Genomic DNA, 20,356 nt, shown 5'->3' on the forward strand with positions numbered 1-20,356 from the left:
CGCCAACAGACCGCCGGCCTCGCCCTGGCTCCCGCAAGGATGAAAACCCCCACCCGGCCGAGGTCCTCGACGTCCCACCGCCTACCGTGCACGATCTGGTTGGCCGAACCGCCGACCTCGGCCCATGCGCCGGGAAAAGCGCCAAGCGCCGTAGCGAACGGCACTCAACGACCACAGCGACACCCAATAAACGGAGAAGCTCATAAAGAACAGGATCGCAATGGCGAGAGCATCGCCGACAGCGGCCGATGGCTGGATTTTGAACAGCGAAACGATGATCAGCGCAGCCGCGACCGGAGAGGCTATGGGTGCACACGCCGCCAGCACCTTCCAAGCGGTGCCACCGCGCATGACCAGTCGCTCAAACCCGAAGGCAATGGGAAAAATGAGAACGCTTGCGGCAAGCCCCACACCGGCGGCAATCAGAACGGACTCGGCGTAGTCGCTGGCGATGAACGCTTCGTCGATCAAAAAGACTGCCATAATCGGAAGGGTGATAACCATGAAAGCCATTACGATGACTGCTGTCGTGATGGTGATGGACAGCGAGTGCCGAATGATCGCCCACCGTCGAGAATCAAGATTGTAGATAGGTATGGGGTTGTCTAAGGCGACGGTGACGTGTGGGTTCGCTGGGGACTGGCCGGGCAAAATTCACTCCTTCATGTCGGTCTCGGTATTGGATTCTGCCCGCCTCCGCGGCCGCTGCGCCAGCCTGCGGTTCGGGACGGGCCCGGCGGGAAGGCGTCGGGCTTCGGCTCGGTCTGCAGGTTGAGGTCGCTGGTTAACACGCACCAGGCGGAGCCGGGGGTTGCGGGACTGCAAAGCAGAGTGGAGGCCGCGAACCGGTCGTCAGGCGCGTCCAGTTGGCAAAAGGTCGGCATCGATCCGCTCGGACTCCGCCGCACCAGCCCGAAGATGAGAATCCGTCACATACCATGTATGTGACGGTTCGTCCCAGGTTGGAGGCTTGGTCGACCATCCGGGGTCAGCAAGCGTCAGCATGACACCGGGGGAGTGGGAACGATCGTGGCGACCGCAGGCATCATCCGCGGCATGGGCAGCGCCTTCATGGACTGCGAGCACCCCGACCAGGTGCCGCACGAATACAAGATCCGGTACCGCAACGCGGCGGGCAAGCAGGCCCAGGAGGGCGGGTTCAGCACCAGGACAGGGCCAAGTCCCGGCTCGCCGAGATGTACCGGGTGAGGAAGAACGAGCCGCAGAGCCGGCCCAAGGCCGAGCGCGTCCAGAAGTGCGGGGCGATGCAGTTCGGGGACTACGTCGCCGAGTGGAAGGCCGGCCGGCGGGACCTGGGCGCCGCCTTGGTCCGGCAGATCGACTCGCTGCTGGAGCACCGCCTGTACCCGGCGTTCCGCAGCCGGCGGATGGGTACCTTCGACCACAAGGTCGTGGATACGTTCGTCCAGACCATGGAACGCAACGGCGTCGGCCTTGCGACGCAGGCCAACGCCTTCGACAAGCTGAAGGCGATCCTGCTCGACGCGCACCGCCTCGGCCTGTACGACGAGAACCCCTTCGCCGGGGTGAAGCCGCCGCAGTGCAACCCGAAGCGGGCCGTCATCCCCTCCCCGGCCCAGCTCCAGGCACTCCGCACGGCCGGCGACGATGCCTTCCGGCTGGTGGTCGACCTCATGAGCGGCTGCGGCCTGCGCAACGGCGAGGCGCACGCCGTCAACATCAACAACATCGTCGCCGACGACGTCTACCGCGTCACCAAGCAGGTCAACCGGACAACCTCCCCGTCACGGACGTCGCCGAATGGCCCGGGAAGCTGGTGATGATCTCCGCGTCGGGGTGCTGCAGGAAGACTCCCCAGTTGCCTGGGCCAGGTCGTCGCAGGCCCGGTAGGCCGCGTCGAGCGGGGCGAGCGGTACCTGTGCCTCGGCGGTGTCGAGGCACAGGACACCGCCTCCACCGGAGGCGACCCGCTGCCGGACGGCCCCTGGGCGGCGTCGGCGCCTGACCGCCGCACCGGGGCCGCCGGATGCGGCGGGGCCGGACGCCGAGGGGACGGTGTCAGGCCGTGTACTGGTATGCCGGGTAGGTCAGGTACCCCGCGTCGCCGCCCTGGTAGTACGTGGCTTCGTCGACGGGAGCGAGCGGTGCTCCGGTGCGCAGCCGCTCGACCAGGTCGGGGTTGGAGATGAAGGCGCGGCCGAAGCTGATGAGCTCGGCCCCCAGGTCGAGCCAGTGGTCGGCATCGTCCCGGCCGGTGTGCTTCGGTCCCATCGGGAGCACCGGGTTCATGATCAGAGGACCCTGCCATGCGCGGCGCAGGCCGGCCAGCACCTCCTCCTCGGCGGTGGCTTCGAGGTGGATGTAGGCCAGCCCGAGGCGGGACAGCTCGGTCAGTAGCGCGATGTAGAGCTCGGGGACGTCGGTCTCCTCGACTCCCCAGAAGGTCACGCCCGGGGACAGACGGATTCCGGTCCTGGCCGCGCCGACGGCCTCGGCGGTCGCGGACACCGCCTCGACGGCGAAGCGGATCCGGTTGCTCACCGAGCCTCCGTAGCGGTCGGTGCGCAGGTTGGCGTTGGACGAGAGGAACTGCGAGATGAGGTAGCCGTTGGCGCCGTGCAGCTCGACGCCGTCGAAGCCGGCGTCGATGGCGCGGCGGGCGGCCCGGGCGTACGACTCGGCCTGCTCGGACACCTCGGCGGTGTCCAGAGCGCGCGGGACCGGCGCCGGCTGGAGCCCGGTCGGGGTGAACACCTTCCACCCTTCGGCCGCGACCGCCGAGGGACCGACCGGCTGCATACCGGTGGTGTCGGGGTGCGAAATCCGTCCGCCGTGCATGATCTGGGCGAAGATCCGTCCTCCGTTGGCGTGCACCGCATCGGTGACGGGGCGCCACGAGGAGACCTGCTCGTCGGTGTGCAGTCCCGGTGTGCCGGGGTTGGACTGCCCGACCACGTTCGGCTGCACCCCCTCGCTCACGATCAGTCCGGCCGTGGCCCGCTGGGCGTAGTAGGTCGCCATCGACGGTGTCGCCAGACCGCCGGCGGCGGCACGGACCCGTGTCATCGGGGCCATCACCACCCGGTTGGGCAGCGTCAGGTCCCCCAGTCGGTACGGGGTGAACAGGGTCGTCATGTCATGGCTCCTTCGTGATCGGCACCGGGCAACCGGTCGCGGCGGCTACGCTAGAACCTGACATTGACGTCAGAGGCAAGGGTTGTGCCTCAGCTCACAGCACGGAGGGAGACGGCGTGCGCATCGGGGAGCTGGCATCACGGGCGGGAGTCAGCGTCCGGTCCCTGCGCTACTACGAGGAGCAGGGGCTGCTCACCAGCACCCGCAGCGCCAGCGGGCAGCGGCACTACACGGACCACGAGGTCGAGCGGGTCGTGTTCATCCAGCGGCTGTTCGCCGCAGGACTGTCCAGCCGTACCATCGCCGAACTGCTGCCGTGCGTCGATTCTCCCAGTGAGGAGAACTCCGACGCCGCGCTGGAGCGGATGGCGCAGGAGCGCGACCGGCTGTCCGAGCGCATCGCCGATCTCGTGCGCACCCGGGACGCCCTCGCCGGGCTGATGACCATGGCGCAGGCACATCGGGAGCACCTGCGGTCGGCGGTCGGCGACTGATGTCCGCGGCGCGGCGGCGAAGTCCTCGGTGTCGGGCATGAGCCGGAGGCCGTTGGGCGGGTCGCACGCGGCGCGGGTGGACACGGGTCCGTCGATTCGGAAGGCGAGGCCGAGCCGGCCGTAGAAGGCGCCGGCGGCACCCGTGCCGCTGGCGGCGGCACCGAGGGCGCTCGTCCGGGCTGGGGCGCAAGGCTTGAACAGCGGCTAAGCAACTGCTTAGTATCTCGCCTCGGGCCAGATGCTAAGCAACCGCTTAGTATCCGTCCTGGGCCGGAACAGCCCGCCCGAGCCGCCCCTCTCCCTCAGGAGTCCACCGTGACCTCGCTGTTCTCCCTCTCCGGCAAAACCGCCCTCGTGACCGGCGGTTCCCGCGGCATAGGCCTGATGATCGCCCGGGGCCTGGTCGAAGCGGGAGCCAAGGTCTACATCAGCTCCCGCAAGGCGGAAGCCTGCGAGGAGGCCGTGCGCGGGCTTTCCGGTCCCGGCCGGGCGGTCGCGCTGCCCGCCGACCTGTCGCGCGAGGAGGAGTGCCACCGGCTCGCCGCAGACATCGGGGAGCGGGAGGAGCGGCTGCACATCCTGGTGAACAACGCCGGCGCCACCTGGGGCGCGCCCCTGGACGAGTTCCCGGTCAGCGGCTGGGACAAGGTGATGGACCTCAACCTGCGCAGCCCCTTCCTGCTCACCCAGGCCCTCCTGCCGAAGCTGCGCGCCGGCGGGTCGACGGAGGACCCTGCGCGGATCATCAACGTCGGATCCATCGACGGACTCCACGTCAGCCCGGTCTCGGCCTACTCCTACGCGGCCAGCAAGGCGGGCCTGCACCACCTGACCCGCGTCCTGGCCAAGGAGCTCGGGCCGCAGGGCATCACGGTGAACGCCATCGCTCCCGGCCCCTTCGAGTCGAAGATGATGGCCGCGACCCTGGACGCCATGGGCGAGGCGATCGCGGAGGCGGCTCCGCTGCGCCGGATCGGGCGGCCGGACGACATGGCAGGCGTCGCCGTCTACCTGGCCAGCCGCGCGGGCGCCTACGTCACCGGCGCCGTCATCCCCGTCGACGGCGGCCTCGGCACCACGGTCTGACCTGCCGCCGACGGCCTCCCTCCCCCTCGCACAAGCGACCCGAACCCGAGAGGAAGAGCACCATGGCCTCCCTCCTGCTCTCCCGCCGAGACCTCGACTTCCTGCTGCACGAGTGGCTCGACGTCGAATCCCTGACCGCGCGCCCCCGTTTCGCCGACCACTCGCGCGAGACCTTCGACGCGGTACTGGACCTCGGCGAGACGATCGCCGCCCGGCACTTCGCCCCGCACAACAAGAAGAACGACACCCAGGAGCCGCACTTCGACGGCGAGCGGGTGCACATGATCCCCGAAGTCGAAGAGGCCCTGAAGGTCTTCGCCGGCGCCGGGCTGATCGGCGGGGGCATGGACCACGAAGTGGGCGGCATGCAGTTGCCGAGTGTGGTGGCCAACGCCTGCTTCGCCTGGTTCCAGGCGGCCAACGTGGGAACGGCCGCCTACCCCTTCCTCACCATGGGCAACGCGAACCTGCTGCTGGCCCACGGCACCCCCGGGCAGATCGACACCTATGTCCGCCCGATGGTCGAGGGCCGCTTCTCCGGGACCATGTGCCTGTCGGAACCACAGGCGGGCTCCTCGCTGGCCGATGTGCGCACCCGCGCGGAACCGGCCGACGACGGCACCTATCGCCTGTTCGGCAACAAGATGTGGATTTCGGGTGGCGACCACGAACTGACGGAGAACATCGTCCACCTGGTCCTGGCCAGGATCCCCGGCGGCCCGCCCGGGGTGAAGGGACTCTCGCTCTTCATCGTCCCCAAGGTCCTGGTGGGGGCCGACGGGACGCTCGGCGAGCGCAACGACGTCGCCCTGGCCGGCCTCAATCACAAGATGGGGTACCGAGGGACGACCAACACGCTGCTGAACTTCGGCGAGGGCGCTTTCCGGCCCGGAGGGGCCCCCGGTGCCATCGGCTTCCTGGTCGGGAAGCCCCACTGCGGACTGTCCTACATGTTCCACATGATGAACGAGGCCCGTATCGGTGTCGGACTCGGCGCCACGGCGCTCGGTTACACCGGCTACCTGCACGCCCTGGACTACGCGCGCACCCGGCCCCAGGGGCGCCCGCTCAAGGCCAGGGACGCCGCCGCCCCCCAGATCCCGATCATCGGGCATCCCGATGTCCGGCGCATGCTCCTCGCCCAGAAGTCGTACGTCGAAGGCGCGCTGGCTCTCATCCTGTACTGCGGGCGGCTGCTGGACGACGAGCGAACCGCCCCGACGGCCGACGAGCGGGCCAGGGCCGGGCTTCTGCTGGACATGCTCACCCCGATCGCCAAGAGCTGGCCCTCCCAGTGGTGCCTGGAAGCCAACAACCTCGCCATCCAGGTCCACGGCGGCTACGGCTACACCCGCGAGTACAACGTCGAGCAGTTCTACCGGGACAACCGCCTCAACCCCATCCACGAGGGGACGCACGGCGTCCACGGCCTCGACCTGCTGGGCCGAAAGGTCGTCATGGACGGCGGCACGGGGCTCCGCCTGCTCATCGAGACCATCTCCATGACGACCGCCCGTGCGGCGGCCGCGGACGACCAGGTCGCCGGCTTCGGACGGCAGCTGGACGCCTCCGTCGCCCGCGTCGCCGCCGTGACGCGGCGCCTGTGGGAAGCCGGGGACGCCGAGAGCGCCCTCGCCAATGCCTCGGTCTATCTGGAGGCCGTGGGACACGTCGTGGTCGGCTGGATGTGGCTGGAGCAGATGCTGGCCGCCGCCGGACGCAGCGGCGCCTTCTACGAGGGCAAGCGCCGGGCGGGCCAGTACTTCTTCCGTTACGAACTGCCCAGGACGGAGGCGCAGTTCGCGCTGCTGGAAAGCCTCGACCGCACCACCCTCGACATGCCCGCGGACTGCTTCTGAGCGTGTCCCGCCCTTCCGAGCGCGGGTCTGAGCCGGTCGTTCGTATCTTCGACCGGCGGGCGGGCGGGAACGCATTTCCCACCAGGGAGCGCCGTGCCGTACAGTCGGGTTCACCGACGCGGGGTGGAGCAGCTCGGTAGCTCGCTGGGCTCATAACCCAGAGGTCGCAGGTTCAAATCCTGTCCCCGCTACCAACCCGGCAGGCCCGGCACCCGAGGTGCCGGGCCTGCCGCGTTTCGGCACCTACTTGTCCGGCTCGCGGCGCCACCGCCGAGCGGCGCGCTGAACCGTCCCGGGTTCGGTGGCGAGCCTGATGCCACGCGTCGACGGGTCCGTCGGCGTGGGTTCTACGGCCCGTGATGTGAGATCAGCTCGGTCTTGAACAGGCCGATCAGTGAGCGCGTTGTCGTACGCGCCGGCGACCGTCCCGATCGAGGGGGCGATACCGGCCTGCGCCAGCCGTTCGGTGAACGCGACAGAGACCCGGTACTCCAACCGCCCGCATCGCCGGACGCCCCGTCACCTTCGTCGTTCACCCGGCCGGCCGGGCGCCCCATCCACCCCTCCACGACCAAGGTGCTGCGACGAGCGGTCGAATCCACCGTCCGGCGCGGACGGCCCCTTGCGGACCCGCAGCCAGTGCGCAAGGGGCTGCGACCTGGTCCTCTCGGCATGGGCCACGTGCACAGGGCAGGGCCGCCCCTGAACCGAACCGGTTCGCGGCGTGGTGCGAAAACGCAACGGCTTGGCCGGACGGTCGTTGGTCTGTCAGCGCGTGAGACAGCTCATGCCCCCGCGCCAGCCGCCGAGGACGGCTCGGCCGGCGCGGGTCCTTCACACGAGGAGCCCCGACCGGTGACCGACTTCGACCGCCCCGGCCCGCAGCCACGGGAAGCCTTACACGCCGACCTGAGCGCCGACGCGCTCGACTTCCTGAGACGGTACGGCCTGCACCCCGACCCCGAGGCGTACCTTGCGCACGGGTACGTGGACCTGTGCCTCAAGGCTTGGCCCACCGCCGGCGGCCTCCCGCTGCGCCTGGCCACGCGGTGGGCTCTGTGGACGTGGACGACCGACGACCTGCTGGACGGGGACCTCCGTGCCGCCCCGCCGGACGCGATCGAGCAACTCACCCGGTCGCTGCTGTGCGTCGGCTCCGGGAGCGCCCGGCCCGCACCCGGCGATCACCCCGCCGTCCATGCGCTTGCGGAGCTGATCCGGCAGACCCGCGCGACAATGCCCGACCACTGGTGGCAGCGCTACCAAGAGCAGCTGGATGCCTGGATCGTCGCGGCACGCGACAAGCTGGTGCACTACCTGCAGCCGGGACGGACACCCACGCTGCGCGAGTACCTGATGCTCCGTCCGGCCGACGGCGGCATGCTGCTGGCCGCCATGTGGTGCGAACTCGCCGACCAGTGCATCACGCCGCACTGGAGCGACCCCACGGTGCGGGACCTCCTCGACGCCTTCTCGACCTGCGGGATCCTCATGAACGACCTTGCGGGCGGCAGCGGTGAAGGCGAGACCTTCAACGCCGTGGCCGCCCGGATGGCCGATGACGGTCTCTCGTGGGAGCAGGCGCGCCGGGACGTGAGTGAGCGGCTGGACGCGGAGGAACGGCGCTTCCGGTGGCTGTACTCGGCAGTGAGGCAAGGCTTCCACGCCGGACCACCCCCTGCAGCCGGCACCGCCACCAACCCCCCGGGCGACCTGCTCCTGGACACCCGCCGCTTCGCACTGCTCCTCGACCAGTTCCGCACGGCCCTCACCGCATGGACGGGCACCAGCACCCGCTACCCGGCGCGCCGCACTCTTCGCAGCGTCCTGATCGCCACATGGAGGGCTGGGGGCCCGCGCTATCGCCCGCATCCACGGTCCCTGGCCCGGTTCCTCGCCTGGTGCTCCGGCGAACCCGGCCCCGTCCTGCACCGGCGTGCCACGCCCGCCCCCGACGGCCGCACGTCCGGTGCCGTCGTTCCTTCTTCGGGCGAACTGGCCGGCGCCGAAGCCGCGGTGCCACCGGGCGAGCTTCCGCTCGGCGGTGACCGGTTCCCGCTCGTGCTGGGCGAACCGGCATTCCGCCTCCTGAACAGCCTGCTCGACCGCGTATGCGCGGCAGCCTGCCAGCGGCTGCGCGGTGACGAGGCTCGTTGAAAATTTCGCACATCCTCATCGGCGGCACTCCGACGGCCCGGGAGGCCACCCCCGGCTCGCTCGACCTCGGCGATGTCCTGGTGCGGTTCCTGCCGACCGCAGGGAAGCGGGCCGGCGACAGGTGGTGTGCTGCTGCACGGTCGCCACCGTGATCGGCGCCGCGGTGGCGGTGGGGTTCGTGCTGCTGGTCCGTGGCTCTCGCCGGGCCTGACCGAGCTGCGCGAACCTCTACCGGGCCGTTTGCGTGATGGGGCGGTCGCCGGCCCTGGAAACCGCCGCCGAACCCCACCGTCTCGCCGAACACGCCCGCCGCATGCTCCGCCACACCTTCGTCCTCAAAGTGGCGGGCGGTCAGGACCGCGCGGTCCGGCAGTGACCGGGAGCGTTGCCGCTGGGCTGCGCAGCGCGGCGGTGGCGACGGCCAGGAACTCCGGTACGGGATCCGCGCAGCCGATCTCCGGCACCGCCAAACAGGTCTCGACGGGCGGGTAGTCGCTGACGGGCAGGTAGAGCACGCCGGGGTGGCGGTAGGAGTCGGCGATGCTCAGCGGGACCAGGGCGATCCCCTGCCCGGACGCGATGAGCTCGAACTTCTCGTCCAGTGAGGAGATTTGCCGCTTCAGGCCGTCGAGGATCGGCTCACCGTCGAGGTCGGCCGTGGTGAGGCTTCGGCGGTCGGCCAGCGGATGTGTCACGGGCAGGCACGCGAGCTTGGCCTCCCGGCCGATGGGGAGGGTGCGCAGGCCCGTGTCGTCGAAGGGGCGCCGCAGGTAGCCGACGTGCGCGCGGCCGTCGCGCAGCGGCGCGTCCCGCTCCCACCAGCGCAGCGGGAGGACGTCGACCACGACATCCGGGTGGCGCGCCGTGAACGCCCGGATCGCCTCTGACACGTGTAAGCCGGTCGAGAAGGCGACGACCAGCCGCTGTTCACCTCGCGCGGTCTCCTGGACGCGGCGCAGAGCCGTGTCCACCACTGTGGTGATGCGCCGTGCCTCCTCGTACAACTGCCGCCCGGCCGGCGTCAGTTCGACGCTGCGCGTGGTTCGGGTGAACAGCGTGCAGCCCAGCTCCTGCTCGAACGCGCGGATCTGTCGGCTGAGGACCGGCTGCGTGATGAACAACTCCTGTGCTGCCCGGCCGAATTGCCGGTGCTCGGCCACTGCGGTGAAGTAGCGGAGCTTGCGCAGGTCCAGATCCATGTCCACACGGTATCAATGCGCTCGGAAGGGCATTGGACGGTCGGCCGGACGGTCCGGAGACTCGGATCATGACCGCAACCCGCAAGACCGCCCTCGTCATCGGCGCCTCCCGGACCCTGGGCCTCGGGCTCGCCACCGAGTTCCTCCGCCGAGGCTGGGACGTCATCGGCACCGTCCGCGCCGACCGACGCACCGGCCTCCACGACCTGGCCGACGCCTGCGGAGGGCGGCTGACCGTCGAGTCCCTCGAGATGACCGATCCGGAGCAGATCGCGGCGCTGCGCGACCGGTTGGCCCGGCGCTCCCTCGACCTGCTCTTCGTCAACGCCGCCATAACCCGCGGTGACCTCCCGATCGGCGAGGTCCCGACCGACATGTTCACCGAGGTCATGGTGACCAACGCACTCAGCCCGATGCGCGTCGTGGAGGTCCTCGGACCGCTGGTCGCATCGACCGGGACCATCGGCGTCATGTCCTCCGACCAGGGCAGCATCACCCTGAACACCGATGGCGGGCAGGACCTGTACCGGGCCAGCAAGTCCGCGCTGAACCAGCTGATGCGCTGCTACGCCGCCCGCCACCCCGCGGACACCCGAGCACTGCTGCTGATGGACCCGGGCTGGGTGCGCACCGAACTCGGCGGCCCCGAAGCCGAGCTCAGCGTGGAAGAGAGCGTTCCCGGAGTGGCGGAGACGATCGAGCGGCACCAGGGGAGGCCCGGTCTCCACTTCGTCGACCACCAGGGGCAAGTAGTGCCCTGGTAGCCGTCCAGAACGGCTCGGCCTTCGGGTTCCGCGTACTGCCGCCCGTCGATCGTGAAGCCCTGCGGGCACGGTTCCTGGACACGCTCCAGATCGCCGCCAACCTCACCGAACGACTTCGATGTCACCTTCCTGCCCTGCACCCCTCCCGTGGCGCAGCCCGGCAGGTGTGGATTCGGCAACGGGCCGGGGCAGGACGGATGAGGTCGCGCGTCTTCTCCGACCAGTACTGGGGCAACTTTCTTCCGGAGGGTGCCGGCCTCGCCGCTGCCTGACGGCCCGGAGGGATGCACCGATCGCGCGTGGCAGCGCCGCAGGCGCCCTGTCGACCTCCGGGGCGGCGGGTGTGTACTGGGGCTTGCCGTATCGAGGGGGATGCATGCCGCACACGCCGGATTCCGGGAGCACCCGAGTCACCGCACGAGGAGGAGCCCTGGCTGGACAGTCGCGAGGTCGCCGCGCTGTGGCCGGTGCGTGAGGACTGGCTGCCGGGCGCCGCTGGGCGTGCGGGTGTCCGCGTCCGCCGGTACGGCGGGGAGAGCCGAGGCACTTACGGGGCGGCGCCGACGTACTACTCCTATCACCCCGGGGATGTGCGGCAGGCCGCGACGGCTATCGCCGAAGGTCGCGTCGACATCCCGTCGGTCTGGCGCACCGACACTCCCGACGGTCGGCGGGCGGAGTACTGGAGCAGGTTCCGGTTCCGTCTCACCTGCGCGGTCCTGCTGGCCCTAGTCCTGCTCTTACTGGGGGTGGTGGTCTACGACGTGGTGTCCTGAACCCTGAGCCGACCGGCAGCGGGTCCGGGTCGGCCGGGCGGGTGGCGACGTCGCCCGGGCATCCGGGGCCACCCGGGCCGGGGCTGGTGGCGAAGAGCATCGGCCGCGCCGGGTCGAGGGGCCGGGCGAGAGAAGATCAGCGCCCACCTCGACCAGAGCCCGGAGGAGACCGAAGCCCGGTTCGGATCTCTGGTGGCGCGCTGCTCCGCCAAGAGCGCCGCCACCTCCTGCTACCGCGGCAACCCCGGCGGTTCGCCGCCACCGGGACATCCCGCCTGTCGTCGGCGTTCCGGCGCTGACCCCGGTCCTGGACGCGGCCACGCCGCTGCCCGTCCGGGACGTGCCTCCGACCGCCGCTTCACCCCGCAGCCGTCCTGCTCCACGGGCGCCTCCACCGCCCCGGTAACCCCGACACCTGCGAGCAGCAGCGCTCTGCCGGATCCGGCGGACCCACCAGGTACGAACGCGGTCAGCGCCAGACATGTCTCAATCGAAGCCGCCGCCCTCCACAGGACCGGTGTTCATGTTCACGTGGGACAGGACGAGCACCACCACGACCAGCACGAGCACTGCGATCCAGAAGACCACTGCTGACCGGTGGGAACGGCCGCAGCCGTTCCCACTCCCATCCGACGGATCACCCCGCCCCATGCACGGGACAACGATCCGACCAGGCGGTAGTCGCATGATCGGCCCGAAAGCTCCTAGCTGGCCAGGTCCGCAGCGAGGTCGTCACGCCAACGCACAGACAGGCGCCGGCTCAGGACCGTGGCCGCAGAGGCCGGCAAGGGCAGCAGCAGGAATTCCCGCAGTGCCCCGGCCGCAGAGTCCCGCACGGCCCACGCGGCGAGGTCGGCCGCCGTCACGGGTGCCGGGTCCGGTTTGTATCGGGCCGCCTCCAGCAGTCCCCGTGCCGCCCGGACCTCCGCCGAGAGCGTCCTCATCCGCAGGTCGAGGGCCCCGTCGTCCGTGAGATCCACCGGCTCGTCCCGGCGGGGGGGGGGGGGGGGGGGGGGGGGGGGGGGGGGGGGGGGGGGGGAGAGAGAGAGAGAGAGAGAGAGAGAGAGAGAGAGAGAGAGAGAGAGAGAGAGAGAGAGAGAGAGAGAGAGAGAGAGAGAGAGAGAGAGAGAGAGAGAGAGAGAGAGAGAGAGAGAGAGAGAGAGAGAGAGAGAGAGAGAGAGAGAGAGAGAGAGAGAGAGAGAGAGAGAGAGAGAGAGAGAGAGAGAGAGAGAGAGAGAGAGAGAGAGAGAGAGAGAGAGAGAGAGAGAGAGAGAGAGAGAGAGAGAGAGAGAGAGAGAGAGAGAGAGAGAGAGAGAGAGAGAGAGAGAGAGAGAGAGAGAGAGAGAGAGAGAGAGAGAGAGAGAGAGAGAGAGAGAGAGAGAGAGAGAGAGAGAGAGAGAGAGAGAGAGAGAGAGAGAGAGAGAGAGAGAGAGAGAGAGAGAGAGAGAGAGAGAGAGAGAGAGAGAGAGAGAGAGAGAGAGAGAGAGAGAGAGAGAGAGAGAGAGAGAGAGAGAGAGAGAGAGAGAGAGAGAGAGAGAGAGAGAGAGAGAGAGAGAGAGAGAGAGAGAGAGAGAGAGAGAGAGAGAGAGAGAGAGAGAGAGAGAGAGAGAGAGAGAGAGAGAGAGAGAGAGAGAGAGAGAGAGAGAGAGAGAGAGAGAGAGAGAGAGAGAGAGAGAGAGAGAGAGAGAGAGAGAGAGAGAGAGAGAGAGAGAGAGAGAGAGAGAGAGAGAGAGAGAGAGAGAGAGAGAGAGAGAGAGAGAGAGAGAGAGAGAGAGAGAGAGAGAGAGAGAGAGAGAGAGAGAGAGAGAGAGAGAGAGAGAGAGAGAGAGAGAGAGAGAGAGAGAGAGAGAGAGAGAGAGAGAGAGAGAGAGAGAGAGAGAGAGAGAGAGAGAGAGAGAGAGAGAGAGAGAGAGAGAGAGAGAGAGAGAGAGAGAGAGAGAGAGAGAGAGAGAGAGAGAGAGAGAGAGAGAGAGAGAGAGAGAGAGAGAGAGAGCAGGAATTCCCGCAGTGCCCCGGCCGCAGAGTCCCGCACGGCCCACGCGGCGAGGTCGGCCGCCGTCACGGGTGCCGGGTCCGGTTTGTATCGGGCCGCCTCCAGCAGTCCCCGTGCCGCCCGGACCTCCGCCGAGAGCGTCCTCATCCGCAGGTCGAGGGCCCCGTCGTCCGTGAGATCCACCGGCTCGTCCCGGCGGATCCGCTCCAGCGCCTGCGCGATCTCCGGGTAAACGTCGATGCCGGACTCGGACGCCAACCGGGCGAGCTGCGCCGCCATCGCGGAGCGCAACCGCTGCGGCGGCGTCTGCTCGACGAGCCCGCCAAGGTCGAAGTCACGCACCGAGGAGACCGGGGTCCGCGTCGGCGGCACGTCGTCGAGGACCGGCAGCAGCAGCGCGCTCGCCAGCGGCTCGTCGCCGTCGGCCTCCGGATCCCACGTGATGCCGTGTTCCGTCGTCAGGGCGGCCAGCAGCCGGGCGTACGCCGCCGTCGAGCCGGGCCAGGGATCGACGCCGATCCTCTGCCACTGCTGTCCCCCACGCCCGAGCACGGGCTGCCCGTCGGGTCCGGTCACGTAGTCCTCGCGCGGCGAATCGACCCGGCGGGCCGCCCCCGGCCGCTCCGCACCGTCCTCGACGACGGTGACGTGCACCTCGGGCCCCTGCTTCGCCAGCCTCACCACCCGAGTCCCGCGGGACAGCCGGCGCAGCACCTCCGGACGGCCGAACTGGGCGTCACCGCCCTCCTGGACGGCGTAGGACCACCCGTCACCGCACAGCCCGGCCCGGACCATCGGACGGCACGCCGCCCAGAGCGCGGCGGCGGACAGCCGTGCCTGCTCACTGCTGCGCGGCCCGGCGGTCGCCGGCACGGCGCCCAGCCTATTCAGCAGTTCCCGGGGCGCGACGCCGGCCACGAACACGACGTCCGGCTGCACGGGTGGCGCGGGCGAGGCCGCCGACCCGAAGGTGAGGACGGCGTACGACACATCGGCCTGCGGGGCGGGCGGGACCGGCTCGGCCGCCGGCGGGACCAGCGGCTCGGCGGCCCGGGCGGCGAGGCCGATGGCGGAGATCGGGTCAGGGACGACCGTCCCGCCGCTGTCCCAGATGAGCCGGTTCTCATGGGCGAGGGGCGTCCGCCCGTTGAAGGGCGTGCCGTTCTCCAAAGCCGTGGCGAAGTCGGCGAGGACGTGCCGCAGTCCCGGCCAAGGGGTGAAGGAAGGGCTGTCCTCATCGAAGTACCGGCCGACACGTCCGTGGTGCGGGCCGGGGCGGGTGACCAGGAAGAGCCCGTCGGAGGACTGCCATCCGATGCCCAGGGTGATCAGCAGCCGTTCGTGCGGCCAGTACGCGTACTGGTCGCGTTCCTCCTCGTCGAGATCGGCTTCGTTCTCGGCGAGGTCCGCGCCGACGTTCCGCAGGAACTCGGTGCTCCGGACGATGTCCTTGATGCCGGACAGCGGTCCGTAGTACGACAACGTCGGTGTTCCGTCCTGGAGCTGTACGCCGTCGTGGCGCAGCAGCGAGTCCTTAAGGTCCTGCGGGAACCTCACGCCGAGACGGAGTTCGGCCGCTGCGATGTCCTCCGGGAGGGCCGGCGGCCGGAGCAGCCCGTGGCTCACAGCAGCGTGCTGTGCGAGCCAGGTCTCGATGCGGGCCCAGGACTGTTCGACGGTGAGCGTGGTCATGTCGGCACCCTAGGCGCGCGCCATGACAGTCCCACCAGCTGTCACGACGACTGTTGACGACAGGCAGAACGGGCCGGACCCGTTCCCACCCGACATCACCCAGGCCACCCTGCTCCGTGTCCACATCAACACCACGGACACGGAGCATTCGCATGATCGGCCGGACAGGCCCTGAGCGGTCTTGCGTAAGTCGGCTGTGCTGAGGGCATCTCGGCTGGTGGGAGGGGCTGCCTTGCCGAGACTGGTACTTGAGCTTACGCCGGGTCAGAAGAGTGGCGTGGAGGAACTGCTGCGGCGCCGGGATCTGGCGCCGCACACGCGGATGAGGGCCGAGTGCGTCCGGCTGGCCGGCCAAGGGCGGACGGCGACTGAGATCGCGGGCATCGTGACGGTGCACCCTGCCACGGTGCGGGGAGCACTTCGCCGGTAAGACGCCGGGGGCTGTCGGCGCTGGCGGACGCACCCCGCAGCGGTCGGCCGCCGAAGATCACTCGGGCCGATTTGGACGCGCTGGAGAGCATGCTGGACGATCCGCTGACGGCGCGGCGGTCATTGAGGTCGGTCGGATGCGAACGTACAGTGGCGACGCCTTCGTCATCCCGTGACGAAGTGAACACTCGCGGTGAATTTCACCGCACGAACCGGCGGACGCCGATGGAGCACGCATGTGGCGCCCGCCCTCCCATTCAAGGGGATGCCATGTCCATGCTGCTTGTCCTCGGCGAGTGCCGGATCATCGGTACCGAGCCGGACGGCGACACCATCCACTTTGTCCCCACCAACCCGCTGGCCTTCGACAAGCTCAAGGACGCCCCGGTCGAGGTCAAGAACGGCACCGCCAGGCTCAGGCTCGAAGGCATCGACGCCCTGGAGACCCACTACGACCGGACCGGGCCGAGGATCCGCCAGCCTGCCGAGTTCGGCGACAGGGCCGCGCAGGAACTCCTGACCTTCCTCGGGTTCAGCGACGTCCAGCGCAGCGGACAGAAGGTCGTCTCGGCCAACCCGCCACAGACCCCCGCGTGGGTCCTCACCCAGGGCGGGGACCCGTTCAAGCGCTGCGTCGCCCTGCTCGGCACCGGCGCCCCTCCCGGCGCCGACGGTACCGAGGTGCAGGTGGACGTCCCGCTGCTGCAGACCACCGTCAACCACCACTTGCTCAAAACAGGCCTGGTCTACCCCGGCTTCTACGACAAGCTGTTCCGCAACCTCCGGGAGGAGCTGGCCGCCGTCACCCGCCAGGCGCGCGAGGCCGGCCTGGGTCTGTGGCCGCTCGACGCCACCACGACCCCGGGCGGAGCGCCGATCACCGGGATGCCCTCCCTCACCGAGGTGGTCATCCTCCCGAAGCTGTTCCGGCGGTTGGTCGACCACTTCAACCTGGTCGAGCAGTCGCTGACCTGCTTCCCCGCCTACCTGGCGGGCAAGGAGGACAACGTCGAGGTTCTGTCGACGAGGACGAAGCAGCTGAGCCTTGCGCCCTTGGTCCAGATCATCAACGGCGCAGCCGTCCGGATGACCGCGCAACCCGAGGACACCGTCTTTGCCGAGAGCTGAGCAGGAGCCCCGACCGGCACCGGCGTCACCGACTTGACGGGGCATCGAAGAGCAAGGGCCGCAGCCGGACTGTGACGGCCGGGTACTGCTGGACTTGCTCCGAACCGAGATCCCCGGCGCCGTCCTCGAACGAGCCGGGGTCCCGGGTTCGGAGGGATCGACGATCTCCGCTCCGCCGGCTGCGGTGTTCGTCGCGTTTCCGCCGGTCGGCGCACTCGACCACGCGGCTTCAGGTGGGTCGCGGGCAGCTGGGGGCATGCAGCCGGGCACCGTCGCAGCCGTGCACCTCGCCGAAGCGGGTGCCGGTCTCCCAGCCGGTTCGTGCCTGGGCGATCTCCTCGCCGGTGCGGCCGATGAAGTTCCGCCACATATCACGTATGTGACGGTTCGTCCCGGGTCAGGGGCTCGGTCGACCATCCGGAGTCAGCAAATCTTCCTGTGGAAGCGGGCGCCGCGTGATCGCGGCGCAGGTGGCTGCGGAGTGAACCGCGGATCGTCGACGGCGCCGGGCGCGCCCGGAGTGACGCCGTTGCCGCACCGTCATCTCCGGTGCGCAGGGGGTGGAGAGGGCGGTGCGGACGCCCGATCCGTCAAACGGGACCGGACGCTCAACGGTGACGTGCAGCGAGATTCGGACGGTCGCCGGGCAGGTTACGGGCGCGCCGGGGTCCGGCGTGCGACCGGCCAGGGGGCTTGGCTGGAGTGGGCCGCCCGAGGCGCTGCCGTCCCCTGCTTCCGTCAGGCGTGACGGCGCCTTTCGGCGGACGGTGAAGAGCGCGTCGGCGCAGACTGCCGCAGACCGCCTGCGGTGGCGGCGATCGGTGCGGTGTTGCTGCCGGTGGAGGCGAGCGCCGAGCCGCTTCCGTCACCGAGTTGCCCTTGCCGTACTGGCCGGTGCCGCCGAGGCCGTCGCCGGTGGCGTCCTTGGAGTCGTGCACGGGCTCGATGAACTTGTGGTCGTATCAGCTGTCGGAGCCGTCATGGGCGATGACGGCGGCGGTGGAGGCCCCCAGTCGTTGGACCACTGGAGCTTGTCGAGTGTGTCGACGACGAAGTGCTGTTCGCCGAGCGGGACGGAGCAGTGGGCGCGGCCGTCCTGGTGGTTGGCGGCCTTGGGGGAGCTGACGGCCCGGCAGGCTGCCGTGCTGGAGGCCGGTGTCGAAGCCGGTCGGTTCAGGGTGGCTGGGGCGCGGGGCGGTCAGGCGGGGCGGGCCACCGACGTGATCGCCGCCGTGACGGTGGCCTGCAACTGCCGGGCGTCCGCTCCGGCGCGGGAGCGAAGGTTCACCCCGTGCGCCAGAAGGGCCAGGATGTCGGCGGCGGAGTCGGGATCGGCCCCCTCGGCGAGTTGGTGCTGCCGCTGTGCCGACGTGAGGGCGGCGTGCAGGGCGGTCCGCAGGCGCTGGTGCTGCCGGTCGAGGACCGAGCGCACCACGGGGTCGCCGTTCTCGCTTCCTGCGTGGGCGTTGGAGACCATGCAGCCCCACTGGGCGAACTCGCCGGCGCAGCGGGTTTTGATCAGCCTGGCGAAGAACTCGCCAACGGCCGGCAGGCCGCTGTTGTCCTCCTCCAGCTGGCCGAGAAGGGGGCGCGACCGCTCCTGGACGTAGCGTTCGAGGGCCGCGCGGTAGAGCTCCTGCTTGCCGCCGAACGTTGCGTACAGGCTGGAGCGGTTGAGCCCGGTGGCGTTGACGACATCCTGGATGCCTGTGGTGGCCAAGCCCTGCCGCCAGAACAGCCGCATCACCGTGTCCAGCGTCGCGTCCGGATCGAAGTGCTTGACGTCCGCCATGCCCCACCGTCCCGTCTTGAACCGATGATTCCAAGATATCCGGATCCGTCCTTGACCGCGGGAGCGCTGCTGGCACTATGTTGGAACGAGCATTCCAAGATTGCTGCGGGAGGAGACCCATGGGCGTCAACACCGAGTTGCGTGCGTTCTTCGACAGCCGCCGACGGCAGATCCCCGAGGAAGTCCGCGCCGTGATGCAGCGGGCGGCCCGGGAGTTGTCCGATTCCGGCCAGGCGGCCCGGGCGCTGACCGTCGGCGCGAAGGCACCGTCCTTCACCCTGCCCTCGGCCACCGGCCGCGGCGTCGGCCTGGCCGAGCTGCTCGCGGACGGCCCGGTGGTGCTGGCCTTCTATCGCGGGGCCTGGTGCCCCTACTGCAACATCGCCTTGCGTTCCCTGCAGCAGCACCACGGCGCCATTGCGGCCCGCGGAGCCCGCCTCGTCGCCGTCTCGCCCCAACTCCCGGACGCATCGCTGTCGTTCGCCGAGAAGAACGAGCTGGCCTTCGACGTGCTGAGCGACCTCGGCTGCGACACCGCCAAGCAGTACGGCCTCGCCTTCGACCTGCCGGACGACCTCGCGGCCGTCTATGCCGCCTCGGGGATCGATCTGGACCGTTTCAACGCGGGTCACCCGCGCACCCTGCCCGTCCCGGCAACCTACGTCATCGACCGCGCGGGCACGATCCGCTGGGCCTTCGTCGATACGGACTACACCACCCGCGCCGAGCCGGCCGACATCCTGGCCGCGCTCGACCGGCTGCGCTGACGGGAGACGCGTGGGCGCCCGTGCCCGGGCGCGTCGTCCACGATCTACGGCTTCGTGTGCCCGGCCGGGAAACCCGGCCGGGCGCGCGGGACGATCGGCGGACTGGTCGACAGGTCGCGCGCCGTGGTATTCCGGGCGCGCCGAAATCGGGGTGGGAGGATTCCGGTCGTGCCCGGGGGCGGGAGGCTGCCGGCAGGTGAATAGTCGATGTATTCGCCGGTTTCCAGGGGATTTCTACTGGGCCGCCGCCTTCGCCAGGCGTCTGGCGCCGTCCAGTTCCGGGAGGGCCAGCAGGATCGGCAGGTCGAGCTGGGTCACCTCGCGGAGTTGGACGTCGGCCCTGTAGACACGGCCGCCCCGCGCCCGGACCGCCCAGCCCGAGCCGACGAGCCTGGGCGGGCGGATCTGGAATCTGGGGGAGACGTCGTTCATCGCCACTGCGGCAGCCCGGATGAACCACAGGCCGTCGGGGACGGCGAGGCGGAACGGGCGGGCCTCGTCCAGGATGTCGCAGGCCTGTGGGTAGCCCTCCACGATCGGGGTGTTGAACGCGCCCACGTAGACCCGGACCGGGCCGATGTCGGAGGGGAAGTAGAGCTGTCCCGTGACGGAGGACAAGCCGTGGCCGGTCCGGGCGGCCCGCAGGGTGAGGGGCGGCAGTTCGTCGCCCAGGGCCAGCGAGCGGTAGCGGGTCGGCGAGACGCCGACGCTGCGGGTGAAGCGACTGGTGAAGGTCCCCAGGCTGTTGTAACCCACCCGGTAGGTGATGTCGGTGACGCTGTCCGCAGTTTCCAGCAGGTGTCTCTTGGCCATGAAGATCCGGATCGCGGTGAGGAATCGGCCGGGTGACGTGCCGGTCAGCTGATTGAACATCCGGGAGTAGTGGAATTTACTGTAGGAAGCGATTCGGGCCAGCTGTTCGAGCGAAATCGGATTCGCGTGGTCCTGCCACATGGTGTCGATGCTGCGCTCTATTGCCGCCGAAATAGACATCCGAAAAATCCCCTACCTGTGCTCGTCGGTATGTGGCGTGTGGTGTCTGGGATCGGTGATTCCACTCGAATTCTTTGCGCGGCGGCGGGACCGCTCTTCCCTGCTGCGGC

Annotated in this window: 15 protein-coding genes, 1 tRNA gene and 3 pseudogenes; 10 read left to right on the forward strand and 9 right to left on the reverse strand. The window is 69.4% G+C overall.

Annotated features, from left to right (window positions below):
* Positions 1–81: 81 nt before the first annotated feature.
* A complete protein-coding gene (locus ACQ614_RS32985) occupies positions 82–651 on the reverse strand; it encodes a hypothetical protein (protein ID WP_431682691.1) in 570 nt (189 codons plus the stop codon).
* Between the two features lie 378 nt (positions 652–1,029).
* On the opposite strand from ACQ614_RS32985, the gene ACQ614_RS32990 reads away from it, so the two are divergent.
* Entirely contained in the window at positions 1,030–1,209 is a 180-nt protein-coding gene (locus ACQ614_RS32990; RefSeq protein WP_431682693.1) for a hypothetical protein, read from the forward strand.
* Positions 1,206–1,802, forward strand: coding sequence for a hypothetical protein (locus ACQ614_RS32995; RefSeq protein WP_431682694.1), 597 nt, complete (start codon positions 1,206–1,208; stop codon positions 1,800–1,802). The genes ACQ614_RS32990 and ACQ614_RS32995 overlap by 4 nt, the downstream gene beginning before the upstream one ends.
* Before the next feature lie 238 nt (positions 1,803–2,040).
* Here the strand turns inward: ACQ614_RS32995 and ACQ614_RS33000 are convergent, their stop codons facing one another.
* Positions 2,041–3,117: an alkene reductase gene (locus tag ACQ614_RS33000; RefSeq protein WP_431682695.1), complete on the reverse strand. Its 1,077-nt coding sequence runs from the start codon at positions 3,115–3,117 to the stop codon at positions 2,041–2,043.
* Between the two features lie 116 nt (positions 3,118–3,233).
* On the opposite strand from ACQ614_RS33000, the gene ACQ614_RS33005 reads away from it, so the two are divergent.
* The 4 genes from ACQ614_RS33005 to ACQ614_RS33020 all read left to right on the forward strand — a co-directional run bounded on the left by ACQ614_RS33005 (position 3,234) and on the right by ACQ614_RS33020 (position 6,750).
* Complete coding sequence (locus ACQ614_RS33005) at positions 3,234–3,611, forward strand: MerR family transcriptional regulator (RefSeq protein WP_431682696.1); 378 nt, start codon at positions 3,234–3,236, stop codon at positions 3,609–3,611.
* A gap of 315 nt (positions 3,612–3,926) precedes the next feature.
* On the forward strand, positions 3,927–4,697 hold the full coding sequence (locus ACQ614_RS33010; RefSeq protein ID WP_431682698.1) for an SDR family oxidoreductase: 771 nt from the start codon (positions 3,927–3,929) through the stop codon (positions 4,695–4,697).
* A 62-nt stretch (positions 4,698–4,759) separates the two neighbouring features.
* Complete coding sequence (locus ACQ614_RS33015; protein WP_431682699.1) at positions 4,760–6,556, forward strand: acyl-CoA dehydrogenase; 1,797 nt, start codon at positions 4,760–4,762, stop codon at positions 6,554–6,556.
* A 117-nt stretch (positions 6,557–6,673) separates the two neighbouring features.
* Positions 6,674–6,750: transfer RNA gene (locus tag ACQ614_RS33020), tRNA-Met, on the forward strand.
* Positions 6,751–6,906: 156 nt separating this feature from the next.
* On the opposite strand, the pseudogene ACQ614_RS33025 reads toward ACQ614_RS33020, so the two are convergent.
* A pseudogene (locus ACQ614_RS33025) lies at positions 6,907–7,039 on the reverse strand (IS3 family transposase); the annotation flags it as partial.
* Between the two features lie 372 nt (positions 7,040–7,411).
* Here ACQ614_RS33025 and ACQ614_RS33030 point away from each other — a divergent pair.
* Positions 7,412–8,713: a terpene synthase family protein gene (locus ACQ614_RS33030; protein WP_431682701.1), complete on the forward strand. Its 1,302-nt coding sequence runs from the start codon at positions 7,412–7,414 to the stop codon at positions 8,711–8,713.
* Positions 8,714–9,048: 335 nt separating this feature from the next.
* On the opposite strand, the gene ACQ614_RS33035 is transcribed toward ACQ614_RS33030, so the two are convergent.
* Positions 9,049–9,912 (reverse strand): LysR family transcriptional regulator, encoded by an 864-nt coding sequence (locus ACQ614_RS33035; RefSeq protein WP_431682703.1) that lies wholly within the window; start codon positions 9,910–9,912, stop codon positions 9,049–9,051.
* 68 nt (positions 9,913–9,980) lie between these two features.
* Here ACQ614_RS33035 and ACQ614_RS33040 point away from each other — a divergent pair, with 68 nt between their 5' ends.
* The gene (locus ACQ614_RS33040) at positions 9,981–10,676 is read left to right on the forward strand and encodes an SDR family oxidoreductase (RefSeq protein WP_431682705.1); all 696 of its coding nucleotides are present in this window, start codon (positions 9,981–9,983) and stop codon (positions 10,674–10,676) included.
* A 1,480-nt stretch (positions 10,677–12,156) separates the two neighbouring features.
* Here ACQ614_RS33040 and ACQ614_RS33045 read toward each other — a convergent pair.
* Both ACQ614_RS33045 and ACQ614_RS33050 read right to left on the reverse strand, forming a co-directional pair.
* Entirely contained in the window at positions 12,157–13,491 is a 1,335-nt protein-coding gene (locus ACQ614_RS33045) for a hypothetical protein (RefSeq protein WP_431682707.1), read from the reverse strand.
* Between the two features lie 1,238 nt (positions 13,492–14,729).
* A pseudogene (locus ACQ614_RS33050) lies at positions 14,730–15,137 on the reverse strand (SMI1/KNR4 family protein); the annotation flags it as partial.
* 699 nt (positions 15,138–15,836) lie between these two features.
* On the opposite strand from ACQ614_RS33050, the gene ACQ614_RS33055 reads away from it, so the two are divergent.
* Positions 15,837–16,694, forward strand: a complete 858-nt coding sequence (locus ACQ614_RS33055; RefSeq protein WP_431682708.1) for a thermonuclease family protein — start codon at positions 15,837–15,839, stop codon at positions 16,692–16,694.
* A 209-nt stretch (positions 16,695–16,903) separates the two neighbouring features.
* Here ACQ614_RS33055 and ACQ614_RS33060 read toward each other — a convergent pair.
* Positions 16,904–17,064, reverse strand: a pseudogene (locus tag ACQ614_RS33060) (pirin family protein); the annotation flags it as partial.
* Positions 17,065–17,892: 828 nt separating this feature from the next.
* Positions 17,893–18,486 carry a TetR/AcrR family transcriptional regulator gene (locus tag ACQ614_RS33065; RefSeq protein ID WP_431682712.1) on the reverse strand — a complete coding sequence of 198 codons (594 nt, stop codon included), beginning with the start codon at positions 18,484–18,486 and terminating at the stop codon, positions 17,893–17,895.
* Positions 18,487–18,605: 119 nt separating this feature from the next.
* On the opposite strand from ACQ614_RS33065, the gene ACQ614_RS33070 reads away from it, so the two are divergent.
* Entirely contained in the window at positions 18,606–19,253 is a 648-nt protein-coding gene (locus ACQ614_RS33070; RefSeq protein ID WP_431682713.1) for a peroxiredoxin-like family protein, read from the forward strand.
* 234 nt (positions 19,254–19,487) lie between these two features.
* On the opposite strand, the gene ACQ614_RS33075 is transcribed toward ACQ614_RS33070, so the two are convergent.
* Complete coding sequence (locus tag ACQ614_RS33075; RefSeq protein WP_431682714.1) at positions 19,488–20,246, reverse strand: helix-turn-helix transcriptional regulator; 759 nt, start codon at positions 20,244–20,246, stop codon at positions 19,488–19,490.
* Positions 20,247–20,356: the final 110 nt, after the last annotated feature.

The organism is Kitasatospora dryopteridis (assembly GCF_050749075.1).
Classification (GTDB): Bacteria; Actinomycetota; Actinomycetes; order Streptomycetales; family Streptomycetaceae; genus Kitasatospora.